This window comes from Microbacterium sp. NPDC055312, assembly GCF_053645675.1.
The window spans coordinates 392811-417512 of sequence record NZ_JBSHMU010000003.1 but is presented as its reverse complement, the minus strand read 5'-3'; the positions used below and the strand labels follow the sequence as shown (position 1 = coordinate 417512).

At 70.6% G+C, this 24702-nt stretch carries 21 protein-coding genes; 5 read left to right on the top strand and 16 right to left on the bottom strand.

Going from position 1 to position 24702, the window contains the following annotated elements; all coding sequences use genetic code 11:
* Positions 1–13: 13 nt before the first annotated feature.
* The 7 genes from ACWIDW_RS10510 to ACWIDW_RS10480 all read right to left on the bottom strand — a co-directional run bounded on the left by ACWIDW_RS10510 (position 14) and on the right by ACWIDW_RS10480 (position 9576).
* A complete protein-coding gene (locus tag ACWIDW_RS10510; RefSeq protein ID WP_454125102.1) occupies positions 14–1822 on the bottom strand; it encodes an ABC transporter ATP-binding protein in 1809 nt (602 codons plus the stop codon).
* Positions 1819–3720 carry an ABC transporter ATP-binding protein gene (locus ACWIDW_RS10505; protein ID WP_454125101.1) on the bottom strand — a complete coding sequence of 634 codons (1902 nt, stop codon included), beginning with the start codon at positions 3718–3720 and terminating at the stop codon, positions 1819–1821. The genes ACWIDW_RS10510 and ACWIDW_RS10505 overlap by 4 nt, the downstream gene beginning before the upstream one ends.
* Before the next feature lie 252 nt (positions 3721–3972).
* Positions 3973–4470: a methylated-DNA--[protein]-cysteine S-methyltransferase gene (locus tag ACWIDW_RS10500; protein WP_454125099.1), complete on the bottom strand. Its 498-nt coding sequence runs from the start codon at positions 4468–4470 to the stop codon at positions 3973–3975.
* Complete coding sequence (locus ACWIDW_RS10495; RefSeq protein WP_454125098.1) at positions 4467–5981, bottom strand: DNA-3-methyladenine glycosylase 2 family protein; 1515 nt, start codon at positions 5979–5981, stop codon at positions 4467–4469. The genes ACWIDW_RS10500 and ACWIDW_RS10495 overlap by 4 nt, the downstream gene beginning before the upstream one ends.
* 94 nt (positions 5982–6075) lie before the next feature.
* Positions 6076–7683, bottom strand: coding sequence for a bifunctional phosphoribosylaminoimidazolecarboxamide formyltransferase/IMP cyclohydrolase (gene purH, locus ACWIDW_RS10490; RefSeq protein ID WP_454125096.1), 1608 nt, complete (start codon positions 7681–7683; stop codon positions 6076–6078).
* A 38-nt stretch (positions 7684–7721) separates the two neighbouring features.
* Positions 7722–8303 carry a phosphoribosylglycinamide formyltransferase gene (gene purN, locus ACWIDW_RS10485; protein WP_454125094.1) on the bottom strand — a complete coding sequence of 194 codons (582 nt, stop codon included), beginning with the start codon at positions 8301–8303 and terminating at the stop codon, positions 7722–7724.
* A gap of 4 nt (positions 8304–8307) precedes the next feature.
* The gene (locus ACWIDW_RS10480; protein ID WP_454125093.1) at positions 8308–9576 is read right to left on the bottom strand and encodes a cell division protein PerM; all 1269 of its coding nucleotides are present in this window, start codon (positions 9574–9576) and stop codon (positions 8308–8310) included.
* Between the two features lie 91 nt (positions 9577–9667).
* Here ACWIDW_RS10480 and ACWIDW_RS10475 point away from each other — a divergent pair, with 91 nt between their 5' ends.
* Both ACWIDW_RS10475 and ACWIDW_RS10470 read left to right on the top strand, forming a co-directional pair.
* Positions 9668–11107, top strand: a complete 1440-nt coding sequence (locus ACWIDW_RS10475) for an NCS2 family permease (RefSeq protein WP_454125091.1) — start codon at positions 9668–9670, stop codon at positions 11105–11107.
* A 69-nt stretch (positions 11108–11176) separates the two neighbouring features.
* Positions 11177–11923 carry an SDR family NAD(P)-dependent oxidoreductase gene (locus ACWIDW_RS10470; RefSeq protein ID WP_454125089.1) on the top strand — a complete coding sequence of 249 codons (747 nt, stop codon included), beginning with the start codon at positions 11177–11179 and terminating at the stop codon, positions 11921–11923.
* Positions 11924–12022: 99 nt separating this feature from the next.
* Here ACWIDW_RS10470 and ACWIDW_RS10465 read toward each other — a convergent pair whose 3' ends face one another.
* The 5 genes from ACWIDW_RS10465 to sucC form a co-directional block, all read right to left on the bottom strand.
* Positions 12023–13261, bottom strand: a complete 1239-nt coding sequence (locus ACWIDW_RS10465; RefSeq protein WP_454125087.1) for a Dyp-type peroxidase — start codon at positions 13259–13261, stop codon at positions 12023–12025.
* Positions 13261–13833, bottom strand: a complete 573-nt coding sequence (locus ACWIDW_RS10460; protein WP_454125086.1) for a copper chaperone PCu(A)C — start codon at positions 13831–13833, stop codon at positions 13261–13263. The genes ACWIDW_RS10465 and ACWIDW_RS10460 overlap by 1 nt, the downstream gene beginning before the upstream one ends.
* A 116-nt stretch (positions 13834–13949) precedes the next feature.
* Positions 13950–14555, bottom strand: coding sequence for a hypothetical protein (locus tag ACWIDW_RS10455; RefSeq protein ID WP_454125084.1), 606 nt, complete (start codon positions 14553–14555; stop codon positions 13950–13952).
* A 173-nt stretch (positions 14556–14728) separates the two neighbouring features.
* Positions 14729–15631, bottom strand: a complete 903-nt coding sequence (gene sucD, locus ACWIDW_RS10450) for a succinate--CoA ligase subunit alpha (RefSeq protein ID WP_454125082.1) — start codon at positions 15629–15631, stop codon at positions 14729–14731.
* Positions 15632–15663: 32 nt separating this feature from the next.
* Positions 15664–16830 (bottom strand): ADP-forming succinate--CoA ligase subunit beta, encoded by a 1167-nt coding sequence (sucC, locus tag ACWIDW_RS10445; RefSeq protein ID WP_454125080.1) that lies wholly within the window; start codon positions 16828–16830, stop codon positions 15664–15666.
* A 143-nt stretch (positions 16831–16973) separates the two neighbouring features.
* On the opposite strand from sucC, the gene ACWIDW_RS10440 reads away from it, so the two are divergent.
* Positions 16974–17633 carry a TetR family transcriptional regulator gene (locus tag ACWIDW_RS10440; protein WP_454125079.1) on the top strand — a complete coding sequence of 220 codons (660 nt, stop codon included), beginning with the start codon at positions 16974–16976 and terminating at the stop codon, positions 17631–17633.
* Positions 17634–17647: 14 nt separating this feature from the next.
* Here the strand turns inward: ACWIDW_RS10440 and ACWIDW_RS10435 are convergent, their stop codons facing one another.
* Positions 17648–18151 carry a hypothetical protein gene (locus ACWIDW_RS10435; protein ID WP_454125078.1) on the bottom strand — a complete coding sequence of 168 codons (504 nt, stop codon included), beginning with the start codon at positions 18149–18151 and terminating at the stop codon, positions 17648–17650.
* Between the two features lie 87 nt (positions 18152–18238).
* Between ACWIDW_RS10435 and ACWIDW_RS10430 the strand changes: the two genes are divergently transcribed.
* A complete protein-coding gene (locus tag ACWIDW_RS10430) occupies positions 18239–19273 on the top strand; it encodes an ATP-dependent DNA ligase (protein WP_454125076.1) in 1035 nt (344 codons plus the stop codon).
* A 21-nt stretch (positions 19274–19294) separates the two neighbouring features.
* Here ACWIDW_RS10430 and ligD read toward each other — a convergent pair whose 3' ends face one another.
* The 3 genes from ligD to ACWIDW_RS10415 all read right to left on the bottom strand — a co-directional run bounded on the left by ligD (position 19295) and on the right by ACWIDW_RS10415 (position 24204).
* The gene (gene ligD, locus ACWIDW_RS10425) at positions 19295–20356 is read right to left on the bottom strand and encodes a non-homologous end-joining DNA ligase (RefSeq protein WP_454125074.1); all 1062 of its coding nucleotides are present in this window, start codon (positions 20354–20356) and stop codon (positions 19295–19297) included.
* A 104-nt stretch (positions 20357–20460) separates the two neighbouring features.
* Complete coding sequence (locus ACWIDW_RS10420; RefSeq protein WP_454125072.1) at positions 20461–21603, bottom strand: SseB family protein; 1143 nt, start codon at positions 21601–21603, stop codon at positions 20461–20463.
* Positions 21604–21666: 63 nt separating this feature from the next.
* On the bottom strand, positions 21667–24204 hold the full coding sequence (locus ACWIDW_RS10415) for an ATP-dependent helicase (RefSeq protein WP_454125070.1): 2538 nt from the start codon (positions 24202–24204) through the stop codon (positions 21667–21669).
* A 71-nt stretch (positions 24205–24275) separates the two neighbouring features.
* Here ACWIDW_RS10415 and ACWIDW_RS10410 point away from each other — a divergent pair, with 71 nt between their 5' ends.
* Entirely contained in the window at positions 24276–24674 is a 399-nt protein-coding gene (locus ACWIDW_RS10410; protein WP_454125068.1) for a pyridoxamine 5'-phosphate oxidase family protein, read from the top strand.
* The last annotated feature ends 28 nt before the right edge of the window (positions 24675–24702 follow it).

Here is a 24702-nt window from a genome sequence, read left to right as displayed (position 1 = left end):
GGCCAGCCGATCCTCAGACCAGCGTCTGCTGCCAGGCCGCATGCAGCTGCGCGAACTTGCCCGAGCCGCCGATCAACGCGGCCGGAGTGTCGTCCTCGATGATCCGGCCGTGTTCCATCACCAGCACGCGATCGGCGATCGCGACCGTCGAGAGCCGGTGCGCGATGATGATCGCCGTGCGGTCGGCGAGCAGGGTCTGCAGCGCCTCCTGGATGAGCCGCTCGGACGGGATGTCGAGCGACGCCGTGGCCTCGTCGAGGATCAGCACCGCGGGATCGGCGAGGAACGCCCGCGCGAACGAGATCAGCTGACGCTGCCCGGCCGACACGCGGCCGCCGCGCTTGTTGACGTCGGTGTTGTACCCGTCGGGCAGCGACGAGATGAACCCGTCGGCGCCCACAGCACGTGCGGCGGCGCGGATCTGTTCGAACGTCGCGTCGGGCCGGCCGAGCGCGATGTTGTCGGCGACCGTGCCGCTGAACAGGTACGCCTCCTGAGTGACCATCACGATCGCGCGGCGCAGATCCTTCGGGTGCAGCATCCGCAGGTCGACGCCGTCGAGCGTCACCCGCCCGGCGGTCGGGTCGTAGAAGCGCGAGACGAGCTTGGCCAGCGTCGACTTGCCCGCCCCCGTCGTTCCCACGAGAGCGATGGTCTGGCCCGACGGGATGTCGAGTGAGAAGTCCGGCAGGATCGTCCTGTCGTCGTTGTACGCGAAGGTGACGTCGTCGAAGCGGATCGCGCCGCGCGACTCCCACAGGTCGACCGGCTTGTCCGGATCGGGCACGGTCGGCTGCTCGTCGAGCACGCCGGACACCTTCTCGAGCGCGGCGGTGGCCGACTGGTAGGAGTTCAGGAACATCGCGATCTCCTGCATCGGCGCGAAGAAGTTGCGCACGTACAGCACGGTCGCGAGCAGCACGCCGACGCCCAGCACGCCGTCGGCGACGCGCAGACCGCCCCACAGCACCACGGCTGCGAGGGTGAGTGCCGCGATGCCCATCAGCCCCGGCTCGAACGCGCCGAACAGCACCATCGAGCGCCGGTTGACGTCGCGGTAGTCGCCGGCCACCGCGCGGAAGGCCGCGTCGTTGCGCGGCTCCTTGCGGAACGACTTGACGGCGCGGATGCCGGTCATCGTCTCGACGAACTGCACGATCACCTTCGCGCTGATCACCCGCGACTCGCGGTAGACCGCCTGCGAGCGGCTGTAGAACCAGCGCATCAGCATGGCCAGCGGGATGCCGGCCAGCAGCAGGATCACACCGGACTGCCAGTCGGCGATCACCAGCGCGATGAACGTGAACAGCCCGAACAGCAGGCCTGAGACGAGGTTGTTCAGACCGCCCTCGAGCAGCTCCCGGATGGAATCCAGGTCGCTCGTCTGGCGGGAGATGATCCGGCCGGAGGTGTACGACTCGTGGAACTCCAGGCTGAGGCGCTGGGTGTGCAGGAATATCCGCTTGCGCAGATCGAGCAGCACCGCCTGGGTGATGCGGGCGGCGAGCACGACGTACAGTCCGATCAGCGCCGAGCCCAGGATGCCGGCGACGAGATAGACGATGGTCACGGTGATCGCCGGCATCCAGTCGGCGGTCTGCAGCAGCTGCGGCAGGGCGCTGTCCAGCGCGATGCCGATGAGGATGGGACCTGCCACCTGCAGCGCCGTCGAGACGACGAGCACGAGCGCGGCGATGACGATGCGCAGCCGCAGCGGGGCGATGAGCGAGCCGAGCAGGCGCAGCGACCGCTGCCGGATCGCGCGGCTCTCGGCCTTCGTGTAGTCGGAGCGGTCTTCGCCCTGGGTTCCTGCGATGCTCATGCCTGCACCTCGTCTTCGTCGAGCTGGGTCGCTGCGTCGAGCTGGGCCGCTGAGCCTGCCGAAGCGTCGGTGATGATGTCGATCGCGCCGGTGCGCGCCGCCTGCTCGGCCTCGAGACTCGAGATGACGTGCCGGTAGTGCGTGCTGGTGCGCAGCAGCTCGGAGTGGGTCCCGACCGCGGTGATGCGTCCCCGCTCGAGCAGCGCGACCCGGTCGGCGAGTGCGACCGTCGACGGCCGATGGGCCACGATCAGCGCGGTCGTCTCGGCGAGCACGTGACGCAGGGCCTCTTCGACGAGGGCCTCGGTGTCGACGTCGAGAGCCGACAGCGGATCGTCGAGCACGAGCACCTTCGGGTCTGCGGCGACGGCACGAGCCAGGGCCAGGCGCTGACGCTGCCCGCCCGACAGGCTCAGCCCCTCTTCGCCGATGACCGTCTCGACGCCGTCGGGCAGCGTGTCGACGAACCCGGCCTGGGCGACGTCCAGCGCCTCGCGCAGCACGCGCTCCCCCTCGGCGCCGTGGATGTCGAGATCGGCGCGCCCGAGCAGCACGTTCTCGCGCACGGATGCCGAGAACAGCGTCGCGTCCTCGAACGCCATCGCCACGTGGCGGCGCAGCTCGGACAGCTCGAGGTCGCGCACGTCGACGCCATCGAGGGTGACCCGACCGCCCGTCACGTCGTACAGGCGGGCCGGCAGCGTGGTCAGGGTGGTCTTGCCCGACCCGGTGAGTCCGACCAGCGCCATGGTCTCGCCCGGTCGCAGCACGAGGTCGATCCCGTCGAGCAGGTCTCGTTCGTGCTCACCGGCGTCCTGGTAGCGGAACCGGGCGCCCTCGAAGGCCAGTTCGCCGCGGGGCTCCTCGAGCCGCACCGGCTGCGCGGGGTCGGTGATGGTGTTCGTCTCCTGGTAGATCTCGAACACGCGGTCGGTCGCGGTGCGCGCGTCGAGCATGAACGAGAACAGGAAGCCGATCGACTCGATCGGCCAGCGCAGCACGGCGGCCATCGCGAAGAACGCGAACAGCTGCGGCACGTCGATCTGCCCCTGCACGATCAGCCAGATGCCCGCGATGAGGCTGAGCCCGAACGCGATCTGCGGCATGAGGTCGAGCCAGAACCAGATCTCGGCGATCGCGCGACCCTTGCGCAGCTCGGTCTCGCGCAGGGTCTCGGCCTGCCGGCTGAACCGCACGAGCGCGTGCTTGCCCCGGCCGAACGCCTTGAGCACGCGGATGCCGTGCACGCTCTCCTCGACGCTGGTGGCCAGGTCACCCGCCTGGTCCTGGCTGCGCCTGGCGAGGGCTCCGTAGCGCTTCTCGAACAGATACCCCTGGATCCACATCGGCACGCCGGTGACGAGGAAGATCGCGCCGAGCAGCCAGTGCCAGCGGAACAGCAGCACCGCGCCGATCGCGATGGTGAGGATGTTGACGACCAGCAGGATCAGCCCGAACGCCAGCCACCGCCGGATGATGTTGATGTCCTGCATCATGCGGCTGAGCAGCTGGCCCGACTGCCAGCGGTCGTGGAAGGCGACAGGAAGGGCCTGCAGTCGCGAGTACAGCTCCGAGCGCATCTGGTACTCGACCTCGGTGGCCGGGGTCAGCACGAACCAGCGGCGCAGCCACACCATCACCGCCTCGCCGAGGGAGAGTGCCAGCACGCCGAACGCGCCGACGAGGATGAACCCGACCGAGCCGTCGGCGGCCGCTCCCAGATCGAACTTCTTCACGACCTGCTCGAGGACGATCGGGATCATCAGGGCGATCACGGCGGCGGCGAGCGCACTGAGCGCGCCGCCGATGAGACGGCCGAGGATCGGCTGCACGAAGGGCTTCAGTCGCCAGAGCGCGGCGAACGTGGACAGGGACGACGATGACGAGCTGACAGACATGACTCTCGGTTGCGTGGCGAGTGGGTGACGAAGGTGAGGCGGATGCCGTGGCATCCGGTGCGAGGGCGACGCAGGCGACCGGGGTCGCGCGTCGCGTGCTCAGTCGCGCAGGCGCAGTGCGCGCGAACGGAGGAGGGACGTGAGAGTCGTCGTGATCATGGTGTCCTCCTGGCTCGGCTTCATCGCCCGGTCGGCGCGACAGCCTTCGAGCCTATTGCGGCGGGGTCGCCGCGCGCAAGAGCGCGCCGCCGATCAGATCTCGCCGCGCTCGCGGGCGAGCAGGCTGTGCTTCACCGGCAGCCCCCACGCGAAGCCGCCCAGCGTCCCGTCCGAACGCAGCACGCGGTGGCAGGGCACGAACAGAGCGGGTGCGTTGCGCGCGCAGATCGACGCCGCCGCGCGCACGGCCTGCGGGCTGCCGAGCTCGACGGCGAACTCGCTGTAGCTGAGCGGGCGGCCGGGTTCGATGCGGCGCAGCGCCTCCCAGCCGGCGGACTGCAGGGCAGTGCCGCGCTGACGGACGACCACCTCGTCGATGGCGTGCAGGTCGCCCGCGTAGTACGCGCGCGCCGCGGGCGCGGCATCCGTCTCACCTTCGACGACCGAAGCCGGCCGCAGCGCCGGGTGCACGCGGGCGATGATCGCGGCCTGGTCGTCGGTCCAGCCCGAGGCGAGCACCCGCTGCGCCTCGTCGACGAGTATCGTGAGGGGTCCGTCGGGGGTCGGGACGGTCTGGATGAGCGCGGTCATGGCTTCTCCTTGGGTGCTGAGCGCGGGAAGCGACGCGGGGGCCGGGCAGGCACGGCGCGCCACAGATGAGCGGTGAGGTAGCTGCGCCAGGGCGCCGTGCGCGCCGCCCACGCGGTGAGGGACGCCGGATCGCCGGGCAGCCCGGACGCCACGGCCCCGGCCCGCACGGCCACGTCGCCGGGCAGGAAGACGTCGGGGTCGCCGATCACCCGCATCCGCACGTAGTCGGCGGTCCACGGACCGATGCCGGGCATCGCCAGCAGCGCAGCGCGCTGCGCTGCGGCGTCGTCGCCGACGGTCAGGGTGAGCGTTCCGTCGGCGAGGGCCGCTGCGGCGCCGGTGATCGCCCGGATGCGCGCGGCGGGCCCGCGCAGCACCTCGGCGCCGTGCTCGGCGATCGCCGCCATCGTGGGGAACAGCAGCCCGCCGTCGGGCGTGCGCTCGCCCAGCTGCTCGGCGAGTGCGGTCAGAGCGGTGCGCGCCGCCGCGACGGTGATCTGCTGTCCCACCATGGCGCGGATGAGCATCTCGTGCGGATCGGCTGCGCCCGGCACGCGGATGCCGGGCACGGCGGCGACGAGCGGTGCCAGTTCGGGGTGCGCCGAGAGCGCGTCGTCCACCGCCTGCGGGTCGGCGTCGAGGTCGAACAGCCGACGGGCGGTCGCGACGAGCGGCGTGAGGTCGGCGAGGCGGGTGACCTTCGCGCGCAGGCGCAGCTGCCCCTCGGGCGTCTGCCGGATCTCGAGATGCGCGGGGCCGCCGGGCATCCGCAGGTGCCGGCCGAACGACGTCGCCGTGGCGCTCTCCACCCCGGGCAGGGCGCGCGCGGCCATCCAGGCGAACAGGTCCGACGTGTCGATCGGGGCGCGGTGCGGCAGCAGCAGGTCGATGACGCCCTGCGTCGCGTCGTCGGCCGCAGCGCCGTGCACCCTGCGGGCGGACGAGCGGCGCGTCGCGCGGAGCTCTCCCGGGGTCATCTCGAAGACCTCGCGGATGGTGTCGTTGCACTGGCGGATGCTCGAGAACCCGGCCGAGAACGCGACCTCCGAGACCGGCATGGCGGTGCCGACGAGCAGCATGCGCGCGGTGTGGGCGCGGTGCGCCCTGGCGAGGGCGAGCGGGCCGGCGCCCAGCTCGGTGGTCAGCAGCCGCGTGAGGTGCCTCGCCGAGTAGCCGAGGCGGCGGGCGAGGCCGGGCACCCCCTCCCGCTCGACCACGCCTGAGGTGATCAGGCGCATCGCGCGGGCGGCCGCGTCTCCGCGCATGTCCCAGGCCGGAGAGCCCGGCGCAGCCTCCGGCAGGCAGCGCTTGCAGGCCCGGTATCCGGCCTCGTGCGCCGCGGCGCTGGTGGGATAGAAGGTGACGTTCTCGGGCTTCGGGGTGCGGGCGGGACAGCTCGGACGGCAGTAGATGCGGGTCGAGCGCACAGCCGTGACGAACTGCCCGTCGAAACGGGTGTCGCGTGCGCTGATCGCGCGGTAGCGCTCGTCGTGCTCTGCCGTGAAGCTCATGCCTTCATGCTGTCACGTCCGCGGGCGCCCGGCTGGCGGAAATCGGACACGACAGTGCACCCCCGCCGGATGGTGCCGGAGCGCGTCGTGGGGATCAGTGGAAGAAGTGACGCTCTCCGGTGAAGAACATCGTCACGCCGGCCTTGCGGGCAGCGTCGACCACCTCTTCGTCGCGCACCGAGCCGCCCGGCTGCACGATCGCGGTGATACCCGCATCGATGAGCACCTGCGCGCCGTCGGCGAAGGGGAAGAACGCGTCGGATGCGGCGACCGAGCCCGCGGCGCGCGCTCCCGCGCGCTCCACGGCGAGGCGGCACGAGTCGACCCGGTTGACCTGCCCCATGCCCACGCCCACCGTCGCGTTGTCCTTGGCCAGCACGATCGCGTTCGACTTCACCGCGCGGCACGCCTTCCACGCGAAGATGAGGTTCTCCATCTCGACATCGTCGGGGCGCTCGCCCGAGACGAGCTCCCAGTTCGTCGCGACCGAGACGATGTCGTCGGGGAAGCGGTCGGCATCCTGCAGCAGCAGACCGCCCGAGACGAGACGCACGTCCATCCGCTCCTGACGCCAGTCGGCGGGCAGCTGCAGCAGACGCAGGTTTTTCTTCGCCTTGAACACCTCGAGCGCGGCCGGCTCGAACGAGGGGGCCACGATGACCTCGGTGAAGATGTCCTTCAGGTTCTCGGCCATCTTCAAGGTCACGGTGCCGTTGGCGGCGATCACTCCGCCGTAGGCCGACACGGGGTCGCACTCGTGGGCGCGCAGGTGCGCGCTGGCGATCGGGTCGAGCGCGTTGCGCGCGGTCGTCGCGATGCCGCACGGGTTGGCGTGCTTGATGATCGCCACGGCCGGCTGCACCATGTCGTACGCGGCGCGCAGCGCCGCGTCGGCGTCGACGTAGTTGTTGTACGACATCTCCTTGCCCTGCAGCTGGGTCGCCTGGGCGATGCCGTGCCCGCCGGCGCGGGTGTAGATCGCGCCGCGCTGGTGCGCGTTCTCGCCGTAGCGCAGGGTGGCCAGGCGTTCGGCCTTCACGGTGAGGTGCGCCGGCAGGTCGCCGCTCTCGGCGAGGGTGCGCTCCGAGAACCACTGCGCGACGGCCGAGTCGTAGTTGGCCGTGTGCGCGAAGGCGCGCGCGGCGAGTTCGCGCCGGTGCGCGAGCGTGGTGCCGCCCTCGGCGATCGCCTCGATGATCGCGGGATACGACTCGGGCGAGACGACGATCGCGACGTTCGCGTGGTTCTTCGCCGCGGCGCGGACCATGGCCGGCCCGCCGATGTCGATCTGCTCGACGATGGCGTCGGGCTCGGCGCCGGATGCCACGGTCTCGACGAATGGGTACAGGTTGACCACGACGAGCTCGAACGGCTCGATGCCGAGGTCTTCGAGCTGACGCTCGTGGTCCTCGAGGCGCAGGTCGGCCAGCAGACCGCCGTGCACCTTCGGGTGCAGCGTCTTGACCCTGCCGTCGAGCATCTCGGCGACCCCGGTGACGGACGCCACGTCGGTGACCTCGTGCCCGGCGTCCCGGATGGTCTGCGCGGTCGAGCCGGTCGAGACGATCTCGATGCCCGCCTCGGTCAGCGCCTCGGCGAGTTCGACGAGACCCGACTTGTCGCTCACCGAGACCAGGGCGCGCTTGACCTGCACGAGGTCGCGATCGCGGTACAGCGAGGGGTCGAGGCTGGGGCCGGCCATGGGGTGCTCCTTCGTTCGGGCGAGGTCGTGTGTGGGTGTCAGCGGGAGAGCGTCAGCTCTCCGGTGGCGATGCGCTGGACGGCATCGATCAGCAGCCGTCGCTCGACGGGCTTGATGCGTTCGTGCAGGGTGGTCTCGGTGTCGCCCGGCAGCACCGGCACGCGCTCCTGGGCGAGGATCGGTCCGCTGTCGATGCCGTCGTCGATGACGATGATGCTCGCCCCGGTCTCGCTGACGCCGGCGGCGAGCGCGTCGCGCACGCCGTGCGCCCCGGGGAACTCGGGCAGGTAGGCGGGATGCGTGTTGATGATGTTGGGCGCGTAGCGCTCGACGACGGCCGGCGGCAGCAGGCGCATCAGTCCGCTGAGCACGATGAGGTCGGGCTGCCAGGCATCCAGCTGCGCAGCCAGCTCCCTGCCCCACTCCTCGCGACTGGCGTACGCGGTGTAGGGCACGGTGAAGGTGGGGATGCCGAACTCCTCGGCGTGCGCGAGCCCGGCGGCGTCGCGGTCGGCCCCGACGGCGATGACCCTGGCCGGGAAATCGGGGTGACTCGCCGCCTCGAGCAGGGCTCGAAGGTTCGAGCCGGTACCGGAGATGAGTACGGCGAGCGTCAGCACCCGGTCAGTCTACCGGGGCGGTGAGCCCCGCCATCTCCTCGTTCCACCGGTCGATGCGCTCTTCGGCGAGCTCGTCGCGATGCCGCGGTGCGAGCAGCAGGATGCCGGCGCCGATGAGCACCTCGATGCCGATCGCGAACGCGAAGGCTCCGGGCGCGGGTCCGGCCTGGGCGAGTCGGCCGGGGCCGATCGAGCCGGATGCCAGCGCCGCGGCCAGCGCGGTCGTGCCGGCCGTCAGAGCCGCGATGGCCACGGCGATCGCGGCGCGGGGGCCGTATCCGTCGGCGGTGTTCTCCCAGACCAGCCGCGAGCGCACCATCCAGCCCGCCACAGCGCCGCAGGTGATCGGCACGAGCACGCTCACCAGCATCCAGATCGACGAGTTCTCGGGTACCAGTCCGAGCACGGGGATGCCGGGGACGACGCCCAGCTCGGTGCCGGCCGGCGAGACCGCGGTGCCCGCGCCGAGGGCGAACCCGGGGCCGGCGAGCCAGCTCGCCGCCCACACGATCAGTGTCGGCAGGTAGGCCAGGTGCCCGAGGGTGAGCATGCCTGCGCCGAGCGCGTCGACGTGCGCGGCTTGGAACAGCGCCACGACGTCCCCGCCGCGCAGCAGGGTCATCACGGCGATGCCCACGGCTGATGCACCGGTCAGCGCGACGGCGGCGACGGCGGCGCCCCGCACCGCCTCGCCGGGCACAGCCGCCCACTCGCCCCACGAATCGATGACGTCGCGGAGCCGATCGATCGGCCCGTCGTCGCCCTCCTCCCACGCGTGACGGATCGCGCCGGCGAGCGCGCCGAGCGCGTAGACCGCGACGGGGATCAGGATCGCGCCCCACAGCGCCGTGCGCAGCACGTCCGAGCGACAGCTCACGGCGACGCCGACGGAGAGCGCGGCGAAGGCGAGCACTCCCCCGGTGACACCCGACACCCACCGGCCGGCCACGGCGGCGCGACGACCCGAGCGGGCGGCGAAGAGGAGGGTGAACACCAGCAGCGCCAGCGGCGGCACCGAGAGCGCGAACCGGGCGGCGTCCTTCGGGATGGCGAGGGCCGAGAGCAGGGCATCCGGAAGCACCACCTCGAGGGGCACCCCGTGTCCGAACTGCCACAGCGTGCCGCTCACCGGCCAGAGCGCACCCCAGTCGGCGTCGAGTCCGAACGCCAGCACCCAGAGCAGGGTGAACGGTGCGAGCACGACGGCGAGCCCGACGGCGACCGCGATGGCGGCGTCGAGGGCGGCGAGAAGCGCGACGATGAGGCGTTGCATGACGGATCGAGCCTACGACGTGCATCCGCCCCGTATGCAGTGGCCACGCGCGGTGCAGCGAAGCCGGTAGATTCTCTTCGGAGGTCCCCCGATGACTGATGCCCCTGTGCGCCCTGACACCGAACCGCGCAACGCGATCGACCGCTTCTTCGAGATCACCCGACGAGGCTCGACCTTCGCCGCCGAGATCCGCGGAGGTGTGGTCACCTTCGTGACGATGGCGTACATCGTCATCCTGAACCCGATCATCCTCTCCAGCGGAACCGACGTCGCCGGATCCCAGCTCGACTTCGTGCAGCTGAGCGCGGTGACCGGCCTCACCGCCGCGGTCATGACGATCCTGTTCGGCCTCGTGGCGCGCCTGCCGTTCGGGTTCGCCGCCGGACTCGGCATCAACGCGTTCCTCGCGTTCTCGGTCGTCGGCGAGGTCACCTGGCCGGAGGCCATGGGCCTGGTGGTCATCAACGGCCTGATCATCGTGCTGCTCAGCGCCACGGGCCTGCGCCGCATGATCTTCGACGCCGTTCCCATGCAGCTGAAGATCGCCATCACCGTGGGCATCGGGCTGTTCATCGCGTTCATCGGCTTCGTCAACGCCGGGTTCGTGACGGCCGGCACGTCGCCGCCCGTGGCGCTGGGCATCGGCGGGTCGGTCGCGACGGTTCCCACGCTCATCTTCGTGATCACGCTGCTGCTCACGGGGGTGCTCGTGGCGCGGAAGGTGAAGGGCGGCATCCTGATCGGGCTCGTCTCGGGCACCGTGCTCGCGATCGTCGTCGAGGCGATCTGGCACATCGGCGCGAAGGGCGACGACAACCTCGGCGGCTGGGGGCTCTCGGTGCCCGCCCTGCCCTCGCAGCTGGTCAGCCTGCCCGACCTCTCGCTGATCGGCCAGGTCGACCTGTTCGGCGCCTTCGGCCGCATCGGCGCGCTCGCCGCTCTGATGCTCGTCTTCACCCTGGTGTTCACGAACTTCTTCGACGCCATGGGCACGATGACCGGCCTCGCGAAAGAAGCGGATCTCGCCGACGAGCGCGGTAACTTCCCGCGCCTGAAGTCGGCCCTGATCGTGGAGGGCGTGGGCGCCGTCGTGGGAGGCGCCACCTCGGGATCGTCGAACACGGTGTTCATCGAGTCGGGAGCAGGCATCGGCGAGGGCGCGCGCACCGGCTTCGCGAACCTCATCACCGGCGGACTGTTCCTGATCGCGATGTTCTTCACCCCCCTGGTGTCGATCGTGCCCACCGAGGTCGCCGCGGCCGCGCTGGTCATCGTCGGCGCGCTGATGATGAGCCAGATCCGGTTCATCGACCTCACCGACTTCTCGGCGCTGTTCGGCGTCTTCCTCACCGTGTCGGTCATGCCGATGACGTACTCGATCGCGAACGGCATCGGCGCGGGCTTCATCGGCTGGGTCGCTGCGCGAGGGCTGTCGGGCAAGGCGCGCGAGATCAGCCCGCTGCTGTGGATCGTCACCGCGGGCTTCGTGATCTACTTCGCCCGCGGACCGGTGGAGATGCTGCTCAGCTGACCCACATGTCGTCGATCCCGGCAGGCGTAGCCTCGACCGCGGGCAGGCGCCCGCCGTGAAGGGATCAGAATGCTGTTCGAGAACAAGGTGGCCCTCGTCACCGCCGCAGGTGCGGGCATCGGCCGCGCGATCGCCGTCAAGCTGGCGGCCGAGGGGGCTCGTGTGGTCGTCTCCGACGTCGACGACGCGTCTGGTGAGCAGACCGTCGCGCTCATCGCCGAAGCCGGCGGCACCGCGGTGTACCAGCGCACGGATGTCGCCGACGACGCGCAGGTGCGCGAGCTGGTGCAGCGTGCCGTGAGCGAGTTCGGCGCCCTCGACCTGGCGGTGAACAACGCCGGGCTGGGCGCGGCACCCAAGCCGCTGCAGGACGTCAGCGACGCCGAGTGGCAGCACACCATCACCGTGACGCTGACCGGCACCTTCCAGTCGATGCGCGCCGAGCTCGCGCAGATGACCGCGCAGGGCAGCGGGGCGATCGTGAACATCGCCTCGATCGCCGGCCTGCAGTCCACGTCGCAGCTGACGCCGTATGGCGCCAGCAAGCACGGCGTGGTGTCGCTGACGATGTCGGCGGCGGCCGAGAACGCGGCATCCGGCATCCGCATCAACGCAGTCGCACCGGGCCCGATCGAGACGGCCGCGCTCGCATCGCTGCCCGAGGAGTCCAAACGCCGCTACGCCGACGAGGTGCCCATGAAGCGTCTGGGCCGCTCGGAGGACATCGCCGAGGCGACCGCCTTCCTGCTCTCCGACGCCGCAGGCTTCATCACCGGTGTGACGCTGCCCGTCGACGGCGGCTCGCTCGTGCGCTGATCCTGCGCGCATAGCAAGCTGAGCCGAGCATGACGAAGGCCCCGGGGTGGAGCCCGAGGCCTTCGTCACCAGTCTAGCGGGTCGCTCGCGGGGTCGCGCTCATCCCTCGAGGAGCGTCTCTCCGATGTAGCCGTCCGGTGCGCAGCCCGGCGGCACGGCGAACACCGCGCTGCCGATCGGCGTGGTCCAGATGTTCAACAGATCCGCCTTCGCGAGCCGTTCCTGCATCGGCGTGAACTGACGGGCGACGTCCGCCTGGAACGAGATGAACACCAGGCCCGACTCCGAGACCGAGTCGGGGTCGGTCGAGGGGATGTCGTAGTTGTACGCGCGGCGGAAGATCCGCTCCCCCGGGTCGGCGGAGCGCGCACGGCGGATGTGCGCCAGGTCGTGGATCACCGGGAACCCCAGCCGGTCCTCCGCGGCGAAGTCGGGCTCATCGTGCTCCTCACCTCCGGTCAGCGGCGCCCCGGTGTCGAGCCTACGCCCGACGGCGAACTCCCGCGCCCCGCGGTCGACCTCGTCCCAGGTGTCGAGGTTCATCCTGATGCGCCGTACGACCATCCCGGTGCCTCCGGCCAGCCATCCGTCGGTGCTCCACACCACCGTGTCGAAGCCGGCATCACCGGGCCGCGGGTTGGCCGTGCCGTCGACCTGACCGAACAGGTTGCGCATGGTGGTGCCGGGCGCCACCGTGCCGTGCGCCTGCCGGAACCCGTGCTGCACCCCGTGCACCGCGGCGAAGCTGCGGGCGTCCTTCAGCAGCATCCGGGCGGTGTGCGCGACCGACATCGGGTCGTCGGAGGCGATCTGGATGAGCAGGTCGCCTCCGGTGAACTCCGGGCGCAGCCGGTCGATCGAGAACGGCGGCAGCGGCGCCAGCCACGCCGGTGCGCTGCCGCCCGCGCGTGCGACGAACTCCGGTCCGAACCCGAACGTCACCGTGAGCCGTGCGGGTTCACGGGCGAGCTCCGGCTCGGTGTCGGCGAGAGCGGGCTGCCCGGCGGTGAGCCGGGCGGCGTCGTCGCTGAGCACGCGCATCATGCGGCGCATCCGCTCGCGGTCGGTCTGCGGGTGCAGAGTGAGCGCGATGAGCGTGGCGTGCGCAGGAGCGTCGGTGGCGATGCCGGCCTGGTGCGCGCCGTGGAAGGGCACGACGGTGCGGCCGTGCAGGGCGGGCGGGGCCGCCGGTGCGGGTGCGGGATCGGAGAGGCGCCCGACGCCGGCGGCGACGAGCGCCCCCGCCCCGGCGGCGGCCCCTCCGAAGAGGAGCTGCCGCCGGGTGGGTCGGCTGGCCGGCCGCGCGGTGCGCGCGGCGTGATCGATGCGCGCGATCATCAGTGGCCCTGATCCGAGTCGTGCTCGCCGTGCTCGTCGTGATCGGACTCGTAGTGCTCCTGCGCGCCGGTGAAGTCCTTCACGCCCGCGGCGAACGACATGGTCGACTCGTCCGAGAACGTCAGCGTGAACCGCACCTCCTGGCCGGCCTCGAGCGGTGCGGTCAGTCCCATCAGCATGAGGTGATCGCCGCCGGGCTCGAGGGCGAGGGTGCCGCCGGAGGGAATCACCAGCCCGCCCTGCACCTGACGCATGGTGGTGCCGCCGCTGGCCGAATCGGCGACGGTCTCGTGCAGTTCGATGCGCTGGGCGGCGTCGGAGTGCGCCGCGACCAGCGTGATCTCGCGGTCGGTGGGGTTCGACAGGATGCCGAAGCCGGCGGTCATGCCGTCGGCGGCCGACTTGACCCACGCGTCTTCGATGGTCACCGCCTGCCCGGCGGTGTCGGGGCCGTGCACGGCGGACGCGCTCGGGTTCGGCGCTGCGGCGGACGGGGCGCAGCCGGTGAGCACGAGCAGCGCGGCGGCGAGGGCGAGGGCCGGGCGGGTGAGTCGACGGTCGGTGGTGTGCATGGTGGTGCCTTTCAGATCTGTTCTCGCCGTGCGCGCACGGCGAAGCACGCCCGCCTCGGTGGCGGGTGCGCGGTCCGCGCGCAGGCGCGGACGGCGTCATCCGGATGGACGACGCCTCAGATGCCGGAAGGCAGCGGGGGTCCCCGACGAGGCCGGAGACGGGTGAAGCGGATGCCCGTGTCGAGCGCTCCGTCATCCGCGGCGCGCACGGGAAAGCGCAGACCGGGGCGGGGCGTCACCGCGGGCAGACGCCCGATCAGGGCGGCCACGAGCCAGGTCGTCAGCCGTCCGGCGAGCCGTACGAGCCCCGTCAGCAGCACTTCACCGCGGTGCAGTGCCGCCGTGGTCAGGAGGGCGGCGAGCACGTGAGCGAGCCACATTCCCGCGGCCGGGGCCGCGATGCTCGCCTCACCGCCGGGCAGCACCGCCGGCAGCCCGTGCTGGTGCACGGCGAGGCCGCCGACGGGGGTGACGGAGCCCAGGACGAACAGCTCGTGGAACAGGAACTGACTGGCCGCGACGGCGAGCAGCAGCCGTGCCGGCGAGAGCCGGCGTCCGGCGAGCAGCACGCTGACCATGCTCGACAGCACGAGCGGCACGACGATCCCGAGGAGGCCGGGCATCGCTCCCCCGGCCGAGACGTGACCCAGCAGTGCGGTGAAGGTGGCCACCAGCGCCGACGATGTTCCGCGCAGCAGCTGCGGAAGTCTCGAGGAGCGCATGCTCCAATCCTGCCATGTCCGCCCCGTCGGTCGGTGAAGACGCCGATGGCCCCGGGATCTGATCCCGGGGCCATCGTGCGTGTGCTGGACGCGCGTCGCGACTAGAGAGCCTCGACGTACTTCGACTCGTCGCTGCGCTCCTCGCTCAGCAACCGGTCGGAGTCGCTTCGCGACTAAAGCGCTTCGACAATCGAGCGCATCAGGTCGGCGGTCTCGGACGGGGTCTTGCCCACCTTGACGCCGGCGGCCTCGAGGGCCTCCTTCTTGGCCTGCGCGGTTCCCGCCGAGCCCGAGACGATGGCGCCGGCGTGGCCCATGGTCTTGCCCTCGGGAGCGGTGAAGCCGGCGACGTAGCCGACGACGGGCTTCGTGACGTTGGCCTTGATGTAGTCGGCCGCACGCTCTTCGGCGTCGCCGCCGATCTCGCCGATCATGACGATGGCCTTGGTCTCGGGGTCGGCCTCGAACGCGGCGAGCGCGTCGATGTGCGTCGTGCCGATGACCGGGTCGCCGCCGATGCCGATGGCGGTCGAGAAGCCCAGGTCGCGCAGCTCGAACATCATCTGGTAGGTCAGCGTGCCCGACTTCGACACGAGACCGATCGGGCCCTTGCCGGTGATGTTCGCCGGGGTGATGCCGACCAGCGACTCGTCCGGGGTGATGATGCCGGGGCAGTTCGGGCCGATGATGCGGGTCTTGTTGCCCTTCTCGGTGGCGTACGCCCACGCCTCGGCGCTGTCGCCGACGGGCACGCCCTCGGTGATGACGACGAGCAGCGGGATCTCGGCGTCGATGGCCTCGACCATGGCGTCCTTGGTGAAGGCGCCGGGCACGAAGGCGATCGAGACGTCGGCACCGGTCTTCTCCATGGCCTCGGCGACCGAGCCGAAGACGGGGAGCTCGACGGCGTTGCCGTCCTTGTCGGTGTGCGCGACGGTGGTGCCGGCCTTGCGGGCGTTCACACCGCCGACGATGTTGGTGCCCGCCTTGAGCATCAGGGCGGTGTGCTTGGTGCCCTCACCGCCGGTGATGCCCTGGACGATGACCTTGGAGTCCTTGTTGATGAAGATCGACATGTCTGTTCCTTAAATCCGGTCCCGTCGAAGGGTCAGGCGTTCGCCAGCTCGGCGGCCTTGTCGGCGCCCTCGTCCATGGTCGCGGCGAGGGTGACCAGCGGGTGGTTGGCTGCGGCGAGGATCTTGCGACCCTCTTCGACCTGGTTGCCGTCGAGGCGCACGACGAGCGGCTTGGTCGCCGCGTCGCCGAGGATCTCGAGGGCCTTCACGATGCCCTCGGCGACCGCGACGCAGGAAGTGATGCCGCCGAAGACGTTCACGAACACGCTCTTGACCTGCTCGTCGCCGAGGATGACGTCGAGGCCGGCAGCCATGACGGTGGCGGACGCGCCGCCGCCGATGTCGAGGAAGTTCGCCGGCTTCACGCCGCCGTGCTTCTCGCCGGCGTAGGCGACGACGTCGAGGGTCGACATGACCAGACCCGCGCCGTTGCCGATGATGCCGACCTGTCCGTCGAGCTTGACGTAGTTGAGGCCGGATGCCTTGGCCTTCGCCTCGAGGGGGTTCTCGGAGTCCTTGTCGGCGAGGGCCTCGTGCTCGGGGTGACGGATCTCGGACGCGTTGTCGTCGAGGGTGACCTTGCCGTCGAGGGCGATGATGTCGCCGTCTTCGGTGCGCACCAGCGGGTTGACCTCGACGAGGGTGGCGTCCTCGCCCTTGTACACCTCGTAGAGCTTGACGAACACGTCAGCGACCTTCTCGACGAGCTCGTCGGGGAAGTTCGCCGCCCGAGCGATCTCGACGGCCTTGGCCTTGTCGATGCCGGTCAGCGGGTTGACCTCGACGCGCGCGAGAGCCTCGGGCTTCTCGACGGCGAGCTGCTCGATCTCCATGCCGCCCTCGACGCTGCACAGCGACAGGTACGAGCGGTTGGCGCGGTCGAGCAGCACCGAGAAGTAGAACTCCTCCGCGATGCGCGCGCCCTGCGCGACCATCACTCGCTTGACGACGTGGCCCTTGATGTCGAGACCGAGGATGGCCTTCGCTGCCTCGTATGCCTCGTCGGGGGTCTTGGCGACCTTGACGCCGCCGGCCTTGCCGCGACCACCGGTCTTGACCTGCGCCTTGACGACCACGACACCGCCGATCTTCTCGGCGGCCGCCCTCACCTCCTCGGGGGTGTCGGCGACGATGCCGGCGAGGACCGGCACTCCGTACTTCTCGAAAACGTCTCGTGCCTGGTACTCGTACAGATCCACTGTGGTTCCTTCACTGGGCTGCTGTCTGGTCTGGTGATTCTCTCGATGTCGAGACATCGACCAGTCCCCCAGCCTACTACCGCGATCTGGGCGTCCCGTGACGTCGACCGGCGTGCACGGACGCCGCGGTCTAGGCTTTCGCCATGCACGAAACCGCAGATCTGAGCACCGGCGTGGTCGCCGCGGCCCTCGAACTCTTCAGCGCTCAGGGCTTCGATCAGACGTCCGTCGAGCAGATCGCGAAGGCCGCGGGCGTCTCGCGGTCGACCTTCTTCCGCCAGTTCGGCGGCAAGGAGGACGTGGTGTTCATCGATCACGAGGCCCTGCTCGCTGAGCTGCGGCAGTTCCTGTCCGAGCCGCACGACGACCCGTGGGCCGCGGTGTGCGAGGCGTCGGAGCGCGTGTTCACGCATTTCGCCCGGGATCCCGAGCTCGCCCGCCGCCGGTACGAGATCGTGCGCGAGGTGCCGGTGCTGCGCGATCGCGAGATCGTCACGGTGTTCCGGTACGAGCGGCTGTTCGACGAGTACCTGCGCGACTCCCTGCCGGGCATCGCGCCCATCGACGCCGTCGGGTTCTCGGCCCTGATCACCGCCGTGCACAACCACGTGCTGCGCCAGCTGCTGCGCGGCAGTCGCGTGCAGGTGAGCGTGCTGCGGGACGCCCTCGACGATGTGCGCCGCCGCTACGGTGTGCTTCCCGAGGCGATCACCCCGGCAGACGACGATGTCGTCGTCGCCGTGTTCCCGCGGTCGATGCCGGTCGCCGAGATCTCACGGCGCGTGCAGGCTCAGCTGTCCTGACGCGGCGGCCGACGTCACTCGTCGCAGCCGCACCTGCCCGACGCGTTCTTCACCATGAAGCACACGTCGCACACGCCGTAGTCGCGCTCGGCGAGGTTCGTGGCCTTGGGTGCCCGCGGTTCGGGCGCGGGGCGGGATGCCGCGCGGGTGCGGGCGGCGGATGCCGGGCGCTTCGCCGCCGAGGTGGCCGGCAGCGCGCTGGGCTGAGTCACGTAGAAGTACGGCGCGCGCCCCTCGCTGGGCAGCAGCTGCAGCATCCGGCCGCCCACGCTCACCTGCTCGTCTTCGGCGAACCCGTTGATGTACGTCCGGCCGATGTGCAGGGGCGCTTCGGACGTGCGGCGGATCGCCTCGATGTACCTGCCGCGATCGATGTAGCTGCTGATTCCGACGGCTTCGGTCACCGCGACGATGAACTCGTGATTCTCGACGGGGATCCGGTGCGCGCGCAGCGCCTCCGCGAGAGATCGATACGGACGGGAGGTTCCTGCGGGGGTCGGGCCCTGTACTTCGTTCATTGCTCTCATTCTCTCATCCGCAAGGCCGGCTTGTCGCAGGTCGATCCCGTGCCAGACTCGTCTGATCCGACCCGGGAGGACCGGCACATGTACGACATCCCCGCTCCGATGCTCGCCAAGGCGGCGGCATCCATCCCCGACCCGGCCAAGCGCCCGCTGCTGTACGAGCCGAAGTGGGACGGCTTCCGCGGGCTCGTCGCCTGGGACGGCGACACGCTCGAGATCGGCTCGCGCGGGGCGAAGCCGCTCACCCGCTACTTCCCCGAGCTCGTCGAGCAGCTCGCCGGCATCCTGCCGGGGCCGTGCCTGCTCGACGGCGAGATCGTCGTGGCGACCGGGCCGACGGGCGCGCAGCGCCTCGATTGGGAGGCGCTCAGCCAGCGCATCCACCCGGCCGCCTCGCGCGTGGCGAAGCTGGCCGCCGAGACCCCCGCGATGTTCATCGCCTTCGATCTGCTCGCCGACGGCGAGGAGGATCTGCAGCGGCATCCGTTCCGCGAGCGGCGGGCGCGACTCGAGCGGATGCTGTCGGATGCCCCGCATCCGTTGCATCTGACCCGCACCACCGACGATCCCGACCTCGCCCGCCGCTGGCTGGCGGAGTTCGAGGGCGCGGGTCTGGACGGCGTCGTCGCGAAACCGCTCGACGACCCGTACGCACCCGGCAAGCGCACCCTGATCAAGATCAAGCACGCCCGCAGCGCCGACGTCGTCGCGCTCGGCTACCGCGTGCACAAGAGCGGCTCGGGCGTCGGGTCGCTGCTGGTCGGGCTGTACGACGACACGGGCATCCTGCGGCAGGTCGGTGGCGTCGCCGCCTGGACGGACGCCATGCGCCGCAAGCTCGTCGACGACCTCGCCCCGCTGGTCGTGCGCGACGAGGCGGGCGACGCGGTGACCGGCGAGAGCGAGCGCTCGCGGTTCACGGGTGCGAAGGACATGACGTTCGTGCGCCTGCGTCCCGAGCGGGTGCTCGAGGTGCGCTACGACCAGCTCGAGGGTGATCGTTTCCGGCACACCGTGCAGTTCGAGCGCTGGCGGCCCGACCGTGACGCCCGCTCGTGCACGTACGACCAGCTCGAGACGGTCGCCGGGTACGACCTGGCGGACGTGCTGCAGTAGCCGCCGGCCGGACGGCCGCCGTCAGTCGTCGACGCGTTCGCCGTTCTCGTCCCAGTTCTCGGCGACCTTCTTGCTGGGCTGCACGCGCGGGGGCTCACCGGGCATCTTCGGGAACTCGGGCGGGAACGGCAGCTCGCCGAGCCCGTTCTCGACGTCGCGCTCCCACCACGCGAGCAGCGTGTCGATCCGGCCGGGCGAGTCCTGCATGTCGGCCCACGGATCGCCGATGTCGGCGAGCCGCGCGGGCACGGTGCGCACCGTGAACCGCGTCGGGTCGAGGTCGTCGAGCTCGTCCCAGTGGATCGGCGTCGACACCGGCGCGTTGGGCCGGGCCCGCGGGCTGTACGCGCCCGCGATGGTGCGGTCGCGGTTCGCCTGGTTGAAGTCGACGAAGATCCGCTCGCCGCGCTCCTCCTTCCACCAGTTCGTCGTGACCTGATCGGGCATCCGGCGCTCGAGCTCGCGCCCGGCGGCGATCACCGCGTGGCGCACGGTGAGGAACTCCCACTCGGGCACGATCGGGCTGAACACGTGCAGGCCGCGGTTGCCGCTGGTCTTGATGAACGGGTCGAGCCCGGCTTCGCGCAGCACCTCGCGCAGCTCGATCGCCGCGGGGATGGCCTGCTCGATGCCCGTGCCGGGCTGCGGGTCGAGGTCGATGCGCAGTTCGACCGGGTTGTCGGTGTTGGCGGCGAGGGATGCCCAGGGGTGGAACACGACGGTGTTCATCTGCACCGCCCACACGATCGCGCTCGGGCGGGTAAGCACGAGCTGCGGATGCCGGCGCCCGCTGTTGTACGTGCACATCACCGACTCGACGTAGTCGGGGGTCCCCTTGGGCGGGTTCTTCGAGAAGAACTGCTCGCCCCGGATGCCGTCGCGGAACCGCTCGAGCGACACCGGTCGGTGGCCGGTGGATGTCAGAAACGCGCCCGACACCTGCTGCACGTAGTCGGCGTACTCCGCCTTGGTGATGCCGTCGCCGTCATCTGTGGGCCAGACCACCTTGTTCGGGCTCGACAGGTCGACGACGCGTTCGCCGTCGGGATCCTGCACGGTCAGCTTCACTCGCTCAGAGGCCATGCTCCGACACTAGAGCGCGGGCGACGCCGTGCACAGGGGCTGGCGACCGCCGAGCGACGCGGCTATGCGCGGCCGCTGCGAAGGTGCTGCCCGGCGCAGGTCGATCAGTCGTCGTCGCCGATTTCGAGCCCGAGCACCAGCACGGCGCTCAGCGCGTCGCGCTCGATCGCGATCGACGGACCCGCGATGTCGACCAGCACGCCCGCGAGCCCGGAGTGCTCGCCGAGCACCTTCGCCAGCTGCTCGGGCTGGAACGGCAGCGGCTGATCCTTGCGTCCGAGTGCCACGACCTCGAGTGGGTGCGAGAACACCTGCAGAAACCGGCGTCCGTCGGTCGCATGGGCTTCGGCTATGCCGACGGGCTGACCGTTCGAGCCGTCGTTGACGGCGACCCAGCAGCGGGTGCGGGCGAGCGCCTCGGCGACGCGGACGGCGCTCTGCTCGTCGCGGGGCGCGGCCAGCGTGCTCTTGACCGCCATGTTCTCGTCCGCCTGCTCGACCGCCTTCTGCAGCAGCTCGGTGGGGAACACCGCCCGATGCGGCGCGGAGGAGTTGTCGATGATGATGCCGGTGAAGCCGCCGGCGATCACCTGCTGGTACACCGCTGTCGACGGCTGGGCGATCGCCGAGGTCGCCGCCGCGTCTTCGACGCCCTCCAGCGACTGCTGCAGAGCGCGGCCGGAGCTGTACGCGAGCATGAACGAGCGCTCGCCGTCGCGGATGACCCCGACGGAGAGCGGCTTCCCCGAGCTGATCTGCTCGCGGGCGTCTCCGTGCACGCGCAGGTAGAGATGACCCTGGAGCGACTGTCGCATCACGCCGAGCAGCTGCTCGTTGGTCGCCCCCTCCTGCAGTTCGGCGAGCGCCTCGCGAAGCAGCACGTTGTCGGTGAGCCCGTCGACCGTGTGCGTCTGCTCGGGCGGCATGGCCGGCGCGAGCGGAAGGCGCGGCGCGGTCTGCTCAGTGCCGGGGGTGTCCTGCTGCTCCCCCGGAAGGCGCTGAGCCGAGGGCGAGGAGGGTCGTGCAGGCTCCGGCCGGCCCTCGGTCGTGCTGTCGGTCGGCAGGCTCACCTCGGGACCGGCGTCGGCGCCGACCCCGCGGAAGGCCTGCACCGAGATGCTGACCTCGGGCACCGGCTCGGCCGCCGCCTCGGCTGCCGGCTCGTCGACGGTCTCGGCCTCGGCTGCGGGTGCCGCCGGGGCGGTGGACTGGTCGTCGGACTTCTTGCGGCGGGAGAAGAGGGCCATGGGAGTCAGCCTAACCGCACGCGATGCGCGCGAGCCGCCCGGCGCCGCAGGGCTCCGGGCGTCTCAGAGCTTCGTGATCGGCGCGATCTTGATGAGCAGCTTCTTCTGCCCTGCCGAGTCGAAACGCACGTGCGCGATGCGCTTGGCACCCTCGCCGGTCACTGCCTCGACGCGACCCTCGCCGAAGTCGTCGTGGCGGATCCGGTCGCCCGATGCCAGCTCGAGATCACCGTTGTCGCGCACCTTGCCGGTGACCTTGTTCGGGAACCGGTCCATCGCCGTCGCCAGCGGTTTCAGCCCGCCGCCCTTGGGCAGCGGCTTCGGCGAGCCCTTCGACAGGCCCTTCGACGGGCTCAGGACAGGCCGCAGGGACCCATTTCCTCCGCCGCCCCAGCCGCCGGACCGGCGGGCGTTCAGCGCGCGCGACTGCATCCCGCCGCGGGAGTTCACGTCGCCCGGCGACTGGCGCCAGTCGATGAGATCGCCGGGGATCTCCTGCAGGAACCGGCTGGGCATCGCGACCGAGACCTCGCCGAACTGCGCGCGGGTCATCGCCAGCGACAGGTGCAGCCGCTTGCGCGCCCGGGTGAGACCCACGTAGAACAGCCGACGCTCCTCCTGCGGCCCGCCGGGCTCGCCCGCGGAGATCCGGTGCGGGATGAGGTCCTCCTCGACGCCGGTCACGAACACCGCGTCGTACTCCAGCCCCTTGGCGGTGTGCATGGTCATCATCGACACCACTCCCGACTCGTCGTCGAGGTCGTCGGCATCCGACACAAGCGCCACTTCGGTGAGGAAGTCGGCGATCGCACCGTCGGGGTTGTTGCGCGCGAAGTCGCGCGCCACGGCGACGAATTCGTCGAGGTTCTCGAGCCGCGCCTCGTCTTGCGGGTCGCGACTGGCGCGCAGCATGTCGAAGTAGCCGCTGCCGTTCAGCAGCACGGTGAGCCCTTCGGCGACGGAGGTCGCCGGCGGCACCTCACCCGACGACGGGGTGAGGATCTCGGCTGCCTGGTTCAGCACCGCGTCGAGCTGCATGATCGCGGCCTGGATCTTCGGGCCCACACCCAGCAGCGGGGCATTGCGCAGGGCGTCGCGGAAGCTGAGCCCGTGCTCTTCCGCGAAGCGCGCGATCGACGTCTCGGTGACGTCGCCGATACCGCGCCGAGGCTTGTTCAGGATGCGACGGACCGCCATCTCGTCGGCCGGGTTCGCCACGGCGACGAGGTACGCGAGGGCGTCCTTGATCTCGGCGCGCTCGTAGAACTTCGTGCCGCCCATGATCTTGTACGGCACGGCCGAGCGGATGAAGATCTCCTCCAGCGCACGCGACTGCGAGTTGGTGCGGTAGAAGACGGCCATCTCGGAGTACGGGATGCCCGCACGGCGCAGCGCCTCGACCTCGTCGGCGACGAACTGGGCCTCGTCGTGCTGCGAGTAGCCGGTGAAGCCGACGATCTTCTCGCCGGGGCCGCGGTCGCTCCACAGGTTCTTCGCCTTGCGGTCGAAGTTGTTGCCGATCACGGCGTTCGCCGCCGACAGGATGTTCTGCGTCGACCGGTAGTTCTGCTCGAGCAGCACGACCTTCGCGCCGGGGAAGTCTCGCTCGAACTCGCTGATGTTGCGGATGTCGGCGCCGCGGAAGGCGTAGATGGACTGGTCGGAGTCGCCGACCACCGTCAGCGACGCACCCTCGGAATCAGCCGCCCCCTGGGTCCCTGCGGCCTGTCCTGAGCCTGTCGAAGGGCCTGTCGAAGGGTCCGGCTCGAAGATCATCATGCCGTTCATCTCGAAGGCATCCGCCTCGGCGCTCGCTCCCGAGACCGGGCGGGTCAGCTCGTGGATCAGGGCGTACTGCGCGTGGTTCGTGTCCTGGTACTCGTCGACGAGGATGTGCCGGAAGCGACGGCGGTACACATCGGCGACGTGCGGGAAGGCGCGGAACAGGTAGACGGTCTGGCCGATGAGGTCGTCGAAGTCGAAGGCGTTCGCCTTCTGCAGCGCACGCTGGTAGTCGGCGAAGACGTCGGCGAACTTCCGTTCGGCGGGGTCGCTGAGATTGGCCTGGCGGGCGAAGCCCTCGGCATCCGTCAGCTCGTTCTTCAGCTTCGAGATGCGCGACTGCACCGATCCGGGAGTCATGCCGAACGCATCGGCGTCGTGATCCTTCACCAGTCTCTTCAGCAGCGCGCGGGAGTCGCCCGAGTCGTAGATCGTGAACGACTTCGTGAAGCCGAACTGCTCGGCCTCGCGGCGCAGGATCCGCACGCACGCCGAGTGGAAGGTCGAGATCCACATGCCGCGGGCGACGTCGCCCACGAGACCGGTGACGCGCTCGCGCATCTCGGCCGCCGCCTTGTTCGTGAACGTGATCGCGAGGATCTGGCTCGGCCACGCCTCGCGCTGGCGCAGCAGCAGGGCGATTCGGCGGGTCAGCACGCTCGTCTTGCCCGACCCGGCACCGGCGACGATGAGCAGCGCGCTGCCGCGATGGGTCACCGCCTCGAGCTGCTGCGGATTGAGTCCGGCGAGCAGCTCGTCGCGGCCGTCGGAGGGGCGGTGGCCGGAGGATGCGGGGACGATGAGAGGGACGTCGGTCATGGCACTTCGAGTCTATTCGGGGCGTCCGACACCGGGGTACGCTCGGAGCGAGCCGGGAGGACGGTGCCGAGATGATGACCGAGTTGAGCGAACAGGACTGCCGCGAGCTGCTCAGGGCGACGACCGTGGGACGGGTCGGCTTCGTCGCGGATGACCGCGTGCAGATCATCCCGGTGAACTACCTCGTCGACGGCGATGACGTCGTCATCCGGACCGCGCCGACCGGGCTGCTCAGCGCGCTGACCGAGAGCACGCTGCGGGTGGCCTTCGAAGTGGATCATCACGACGATCTCGCAGGGTCCGGCTGGAGCGTGCTGCTGAGCGGAACCGTCTCCGAGATGACGGACGACGAGCTGGCTGCGGTGCCCGGCGCCTCGCGGCGCAGCCCGTGGGCCGAGGGCGACAGGTCGCTGCCGCTGCGCTTCACGCCGAGCTCGATCTCCGGCCGACGCGTGCGCCGACGCCACTGAGCATCACGGGCGGCGCGCCCGGCCCGCC

Excerpts from the sequence above, each read along its gene's own strand:
- ACWIDW_RS10430 (WP_454125076.1), top strand. The coding sequence starts at position 18,239 with ATGTACGACATCCCCGCTCCGATGCTCGCCAAGGCGGCGGCATCCATC.
- sucD (WP_454125082.1), bottom strand. The coding sequence starts at position 15,631 with ATGTCGATCTTCATCAACAAGGACTCCAAGGTCATCGTCCAGGGCATC.
- ACWIDW_RS10465 (WP_454125087.1), bottom strand. The coding sequence starts at position 13,261 with ATGATCGCGCGCATCGATCACGCCGCGCGCACCGCGCGGCCGGCCAGC.
- ACWIDW_RS10420 (WP_454125072.1), bottom strand. The coding sequence starts at position 21,603 with ATGGCCCTCTTCTCCCGCCGCAAGAAGTCCGACGACCAGTCCACCGCC.
- purH (WP_454125096.1), bottom strand. The coding sequence starts at position 7,683 with ATGGCCGGCCCCAGCCTCGACCCCTCGCTGTACCGCGATCGCGACCTC.
- ACWIDW_RS10410 (WP_454125068.1), top strand. The coding sequence starts at position 24,276 with ATGATGACCGAGTTGAGCGAACAGGACTGCCGCGAGCTGCTCAGGGCG.
- ACWIDW_RS10480 (WP_454125093.1), bottom strand. The coding sequence starts at position 9,576 with ATGCAACGCCTCATCGTCGCGCTTCTCGCCGCCCTCGACGCCGCCATC.
- ACWIDW_RS10470 (WP_454125089.1), top strand. The coding sequence starts at position 11,177 with ATGCTGTTCGAGAACAAGGTGGCCCTCGTCACCGCCGCAGGTGCGGGC.
- ACWIDW_RS10455 (WP_454125084.1), bottom strand. The coding sequence starts at position 14,555 with ATGCGCTCCTCGAGACTTCCGCAGCTGCTGCGCGGAACATCGTCGGCG.
- ligD (WP_454125074.1), bottom strand. The coding sequence starts at position 20,356 with ATGGCCTCTGAGCGAGTGAAGCTGACCGTGCAGGATCCCGACGGCGAA.
- ACWIDW_RS10475 (WP_454125091.1), top strand. The coding sequence starts at position 9,668 with ATGACTGATGCCCCTGTGCGCCCTGACACCGAACCGCGCAACGCGATC.
- ACWIDW_RS10505 (WP_454125101.1), bottom strand. The coding sequence starts at position 3,720 with ATGTCTGTCAGCTCGTCATCGTCGTCCCTGTCCACGTTCGCCGCGCTC.
- ACWIDW_RS10460 (WP_454125086.1), bottom strand. The coding sequence starts at position 13,833 with ATGCACACCACCGACCGTCGACTCACCCGCCCGGCCCTCGCCCTCGCC.
- ACWIDW_RS10495 (WP_454125098.1), bottom strand. The coding sequence starts at position 5,981 with ATGAGCTTCACGGCAGAGCACGACGAGCGCTACCGCGCGATCAGCGCA.
- ACWIDW_RS10440 (WP_454125079.1), top strand. The coding sequence starts at position 16,974 with ATGCACGAAACCGCAGATCTGAGCACCGGCGTGGTCGCCGCGGCCCTC.
- ACWIDW_RS10435 (WP_454125078.1), bottom strand. The coding sequence starts at position 18,151 with ATGAACGAAGTACAGGGCCCGACCCCCGCAGGAACCTCCCGTCCGTAT.
- ACWIDW_RS10415 (WP_454125070.1), bottom strand. The coding sequence starts at position 24,204 with ATGACCGACGTCCCTCTCATCGTCCCCGCATCCTCCGGCCACCGCCCC.
- ACWIDW_RS10500 (WP_454125099.1), bottom strand. The coding sequence starts at position 4,470 with ATGACCGCGCTCATCCAGACCGTCCCGACCCCCGACGGACCCCTCACG.
- ACWIDW_RS10510 (WP_454125102.1), bottom strand. The coding sequence starts at position 1,822 with ATGAGCATCGCAGGAACCCAGGGCGAAGACCGCTCCGACTACACGAAG.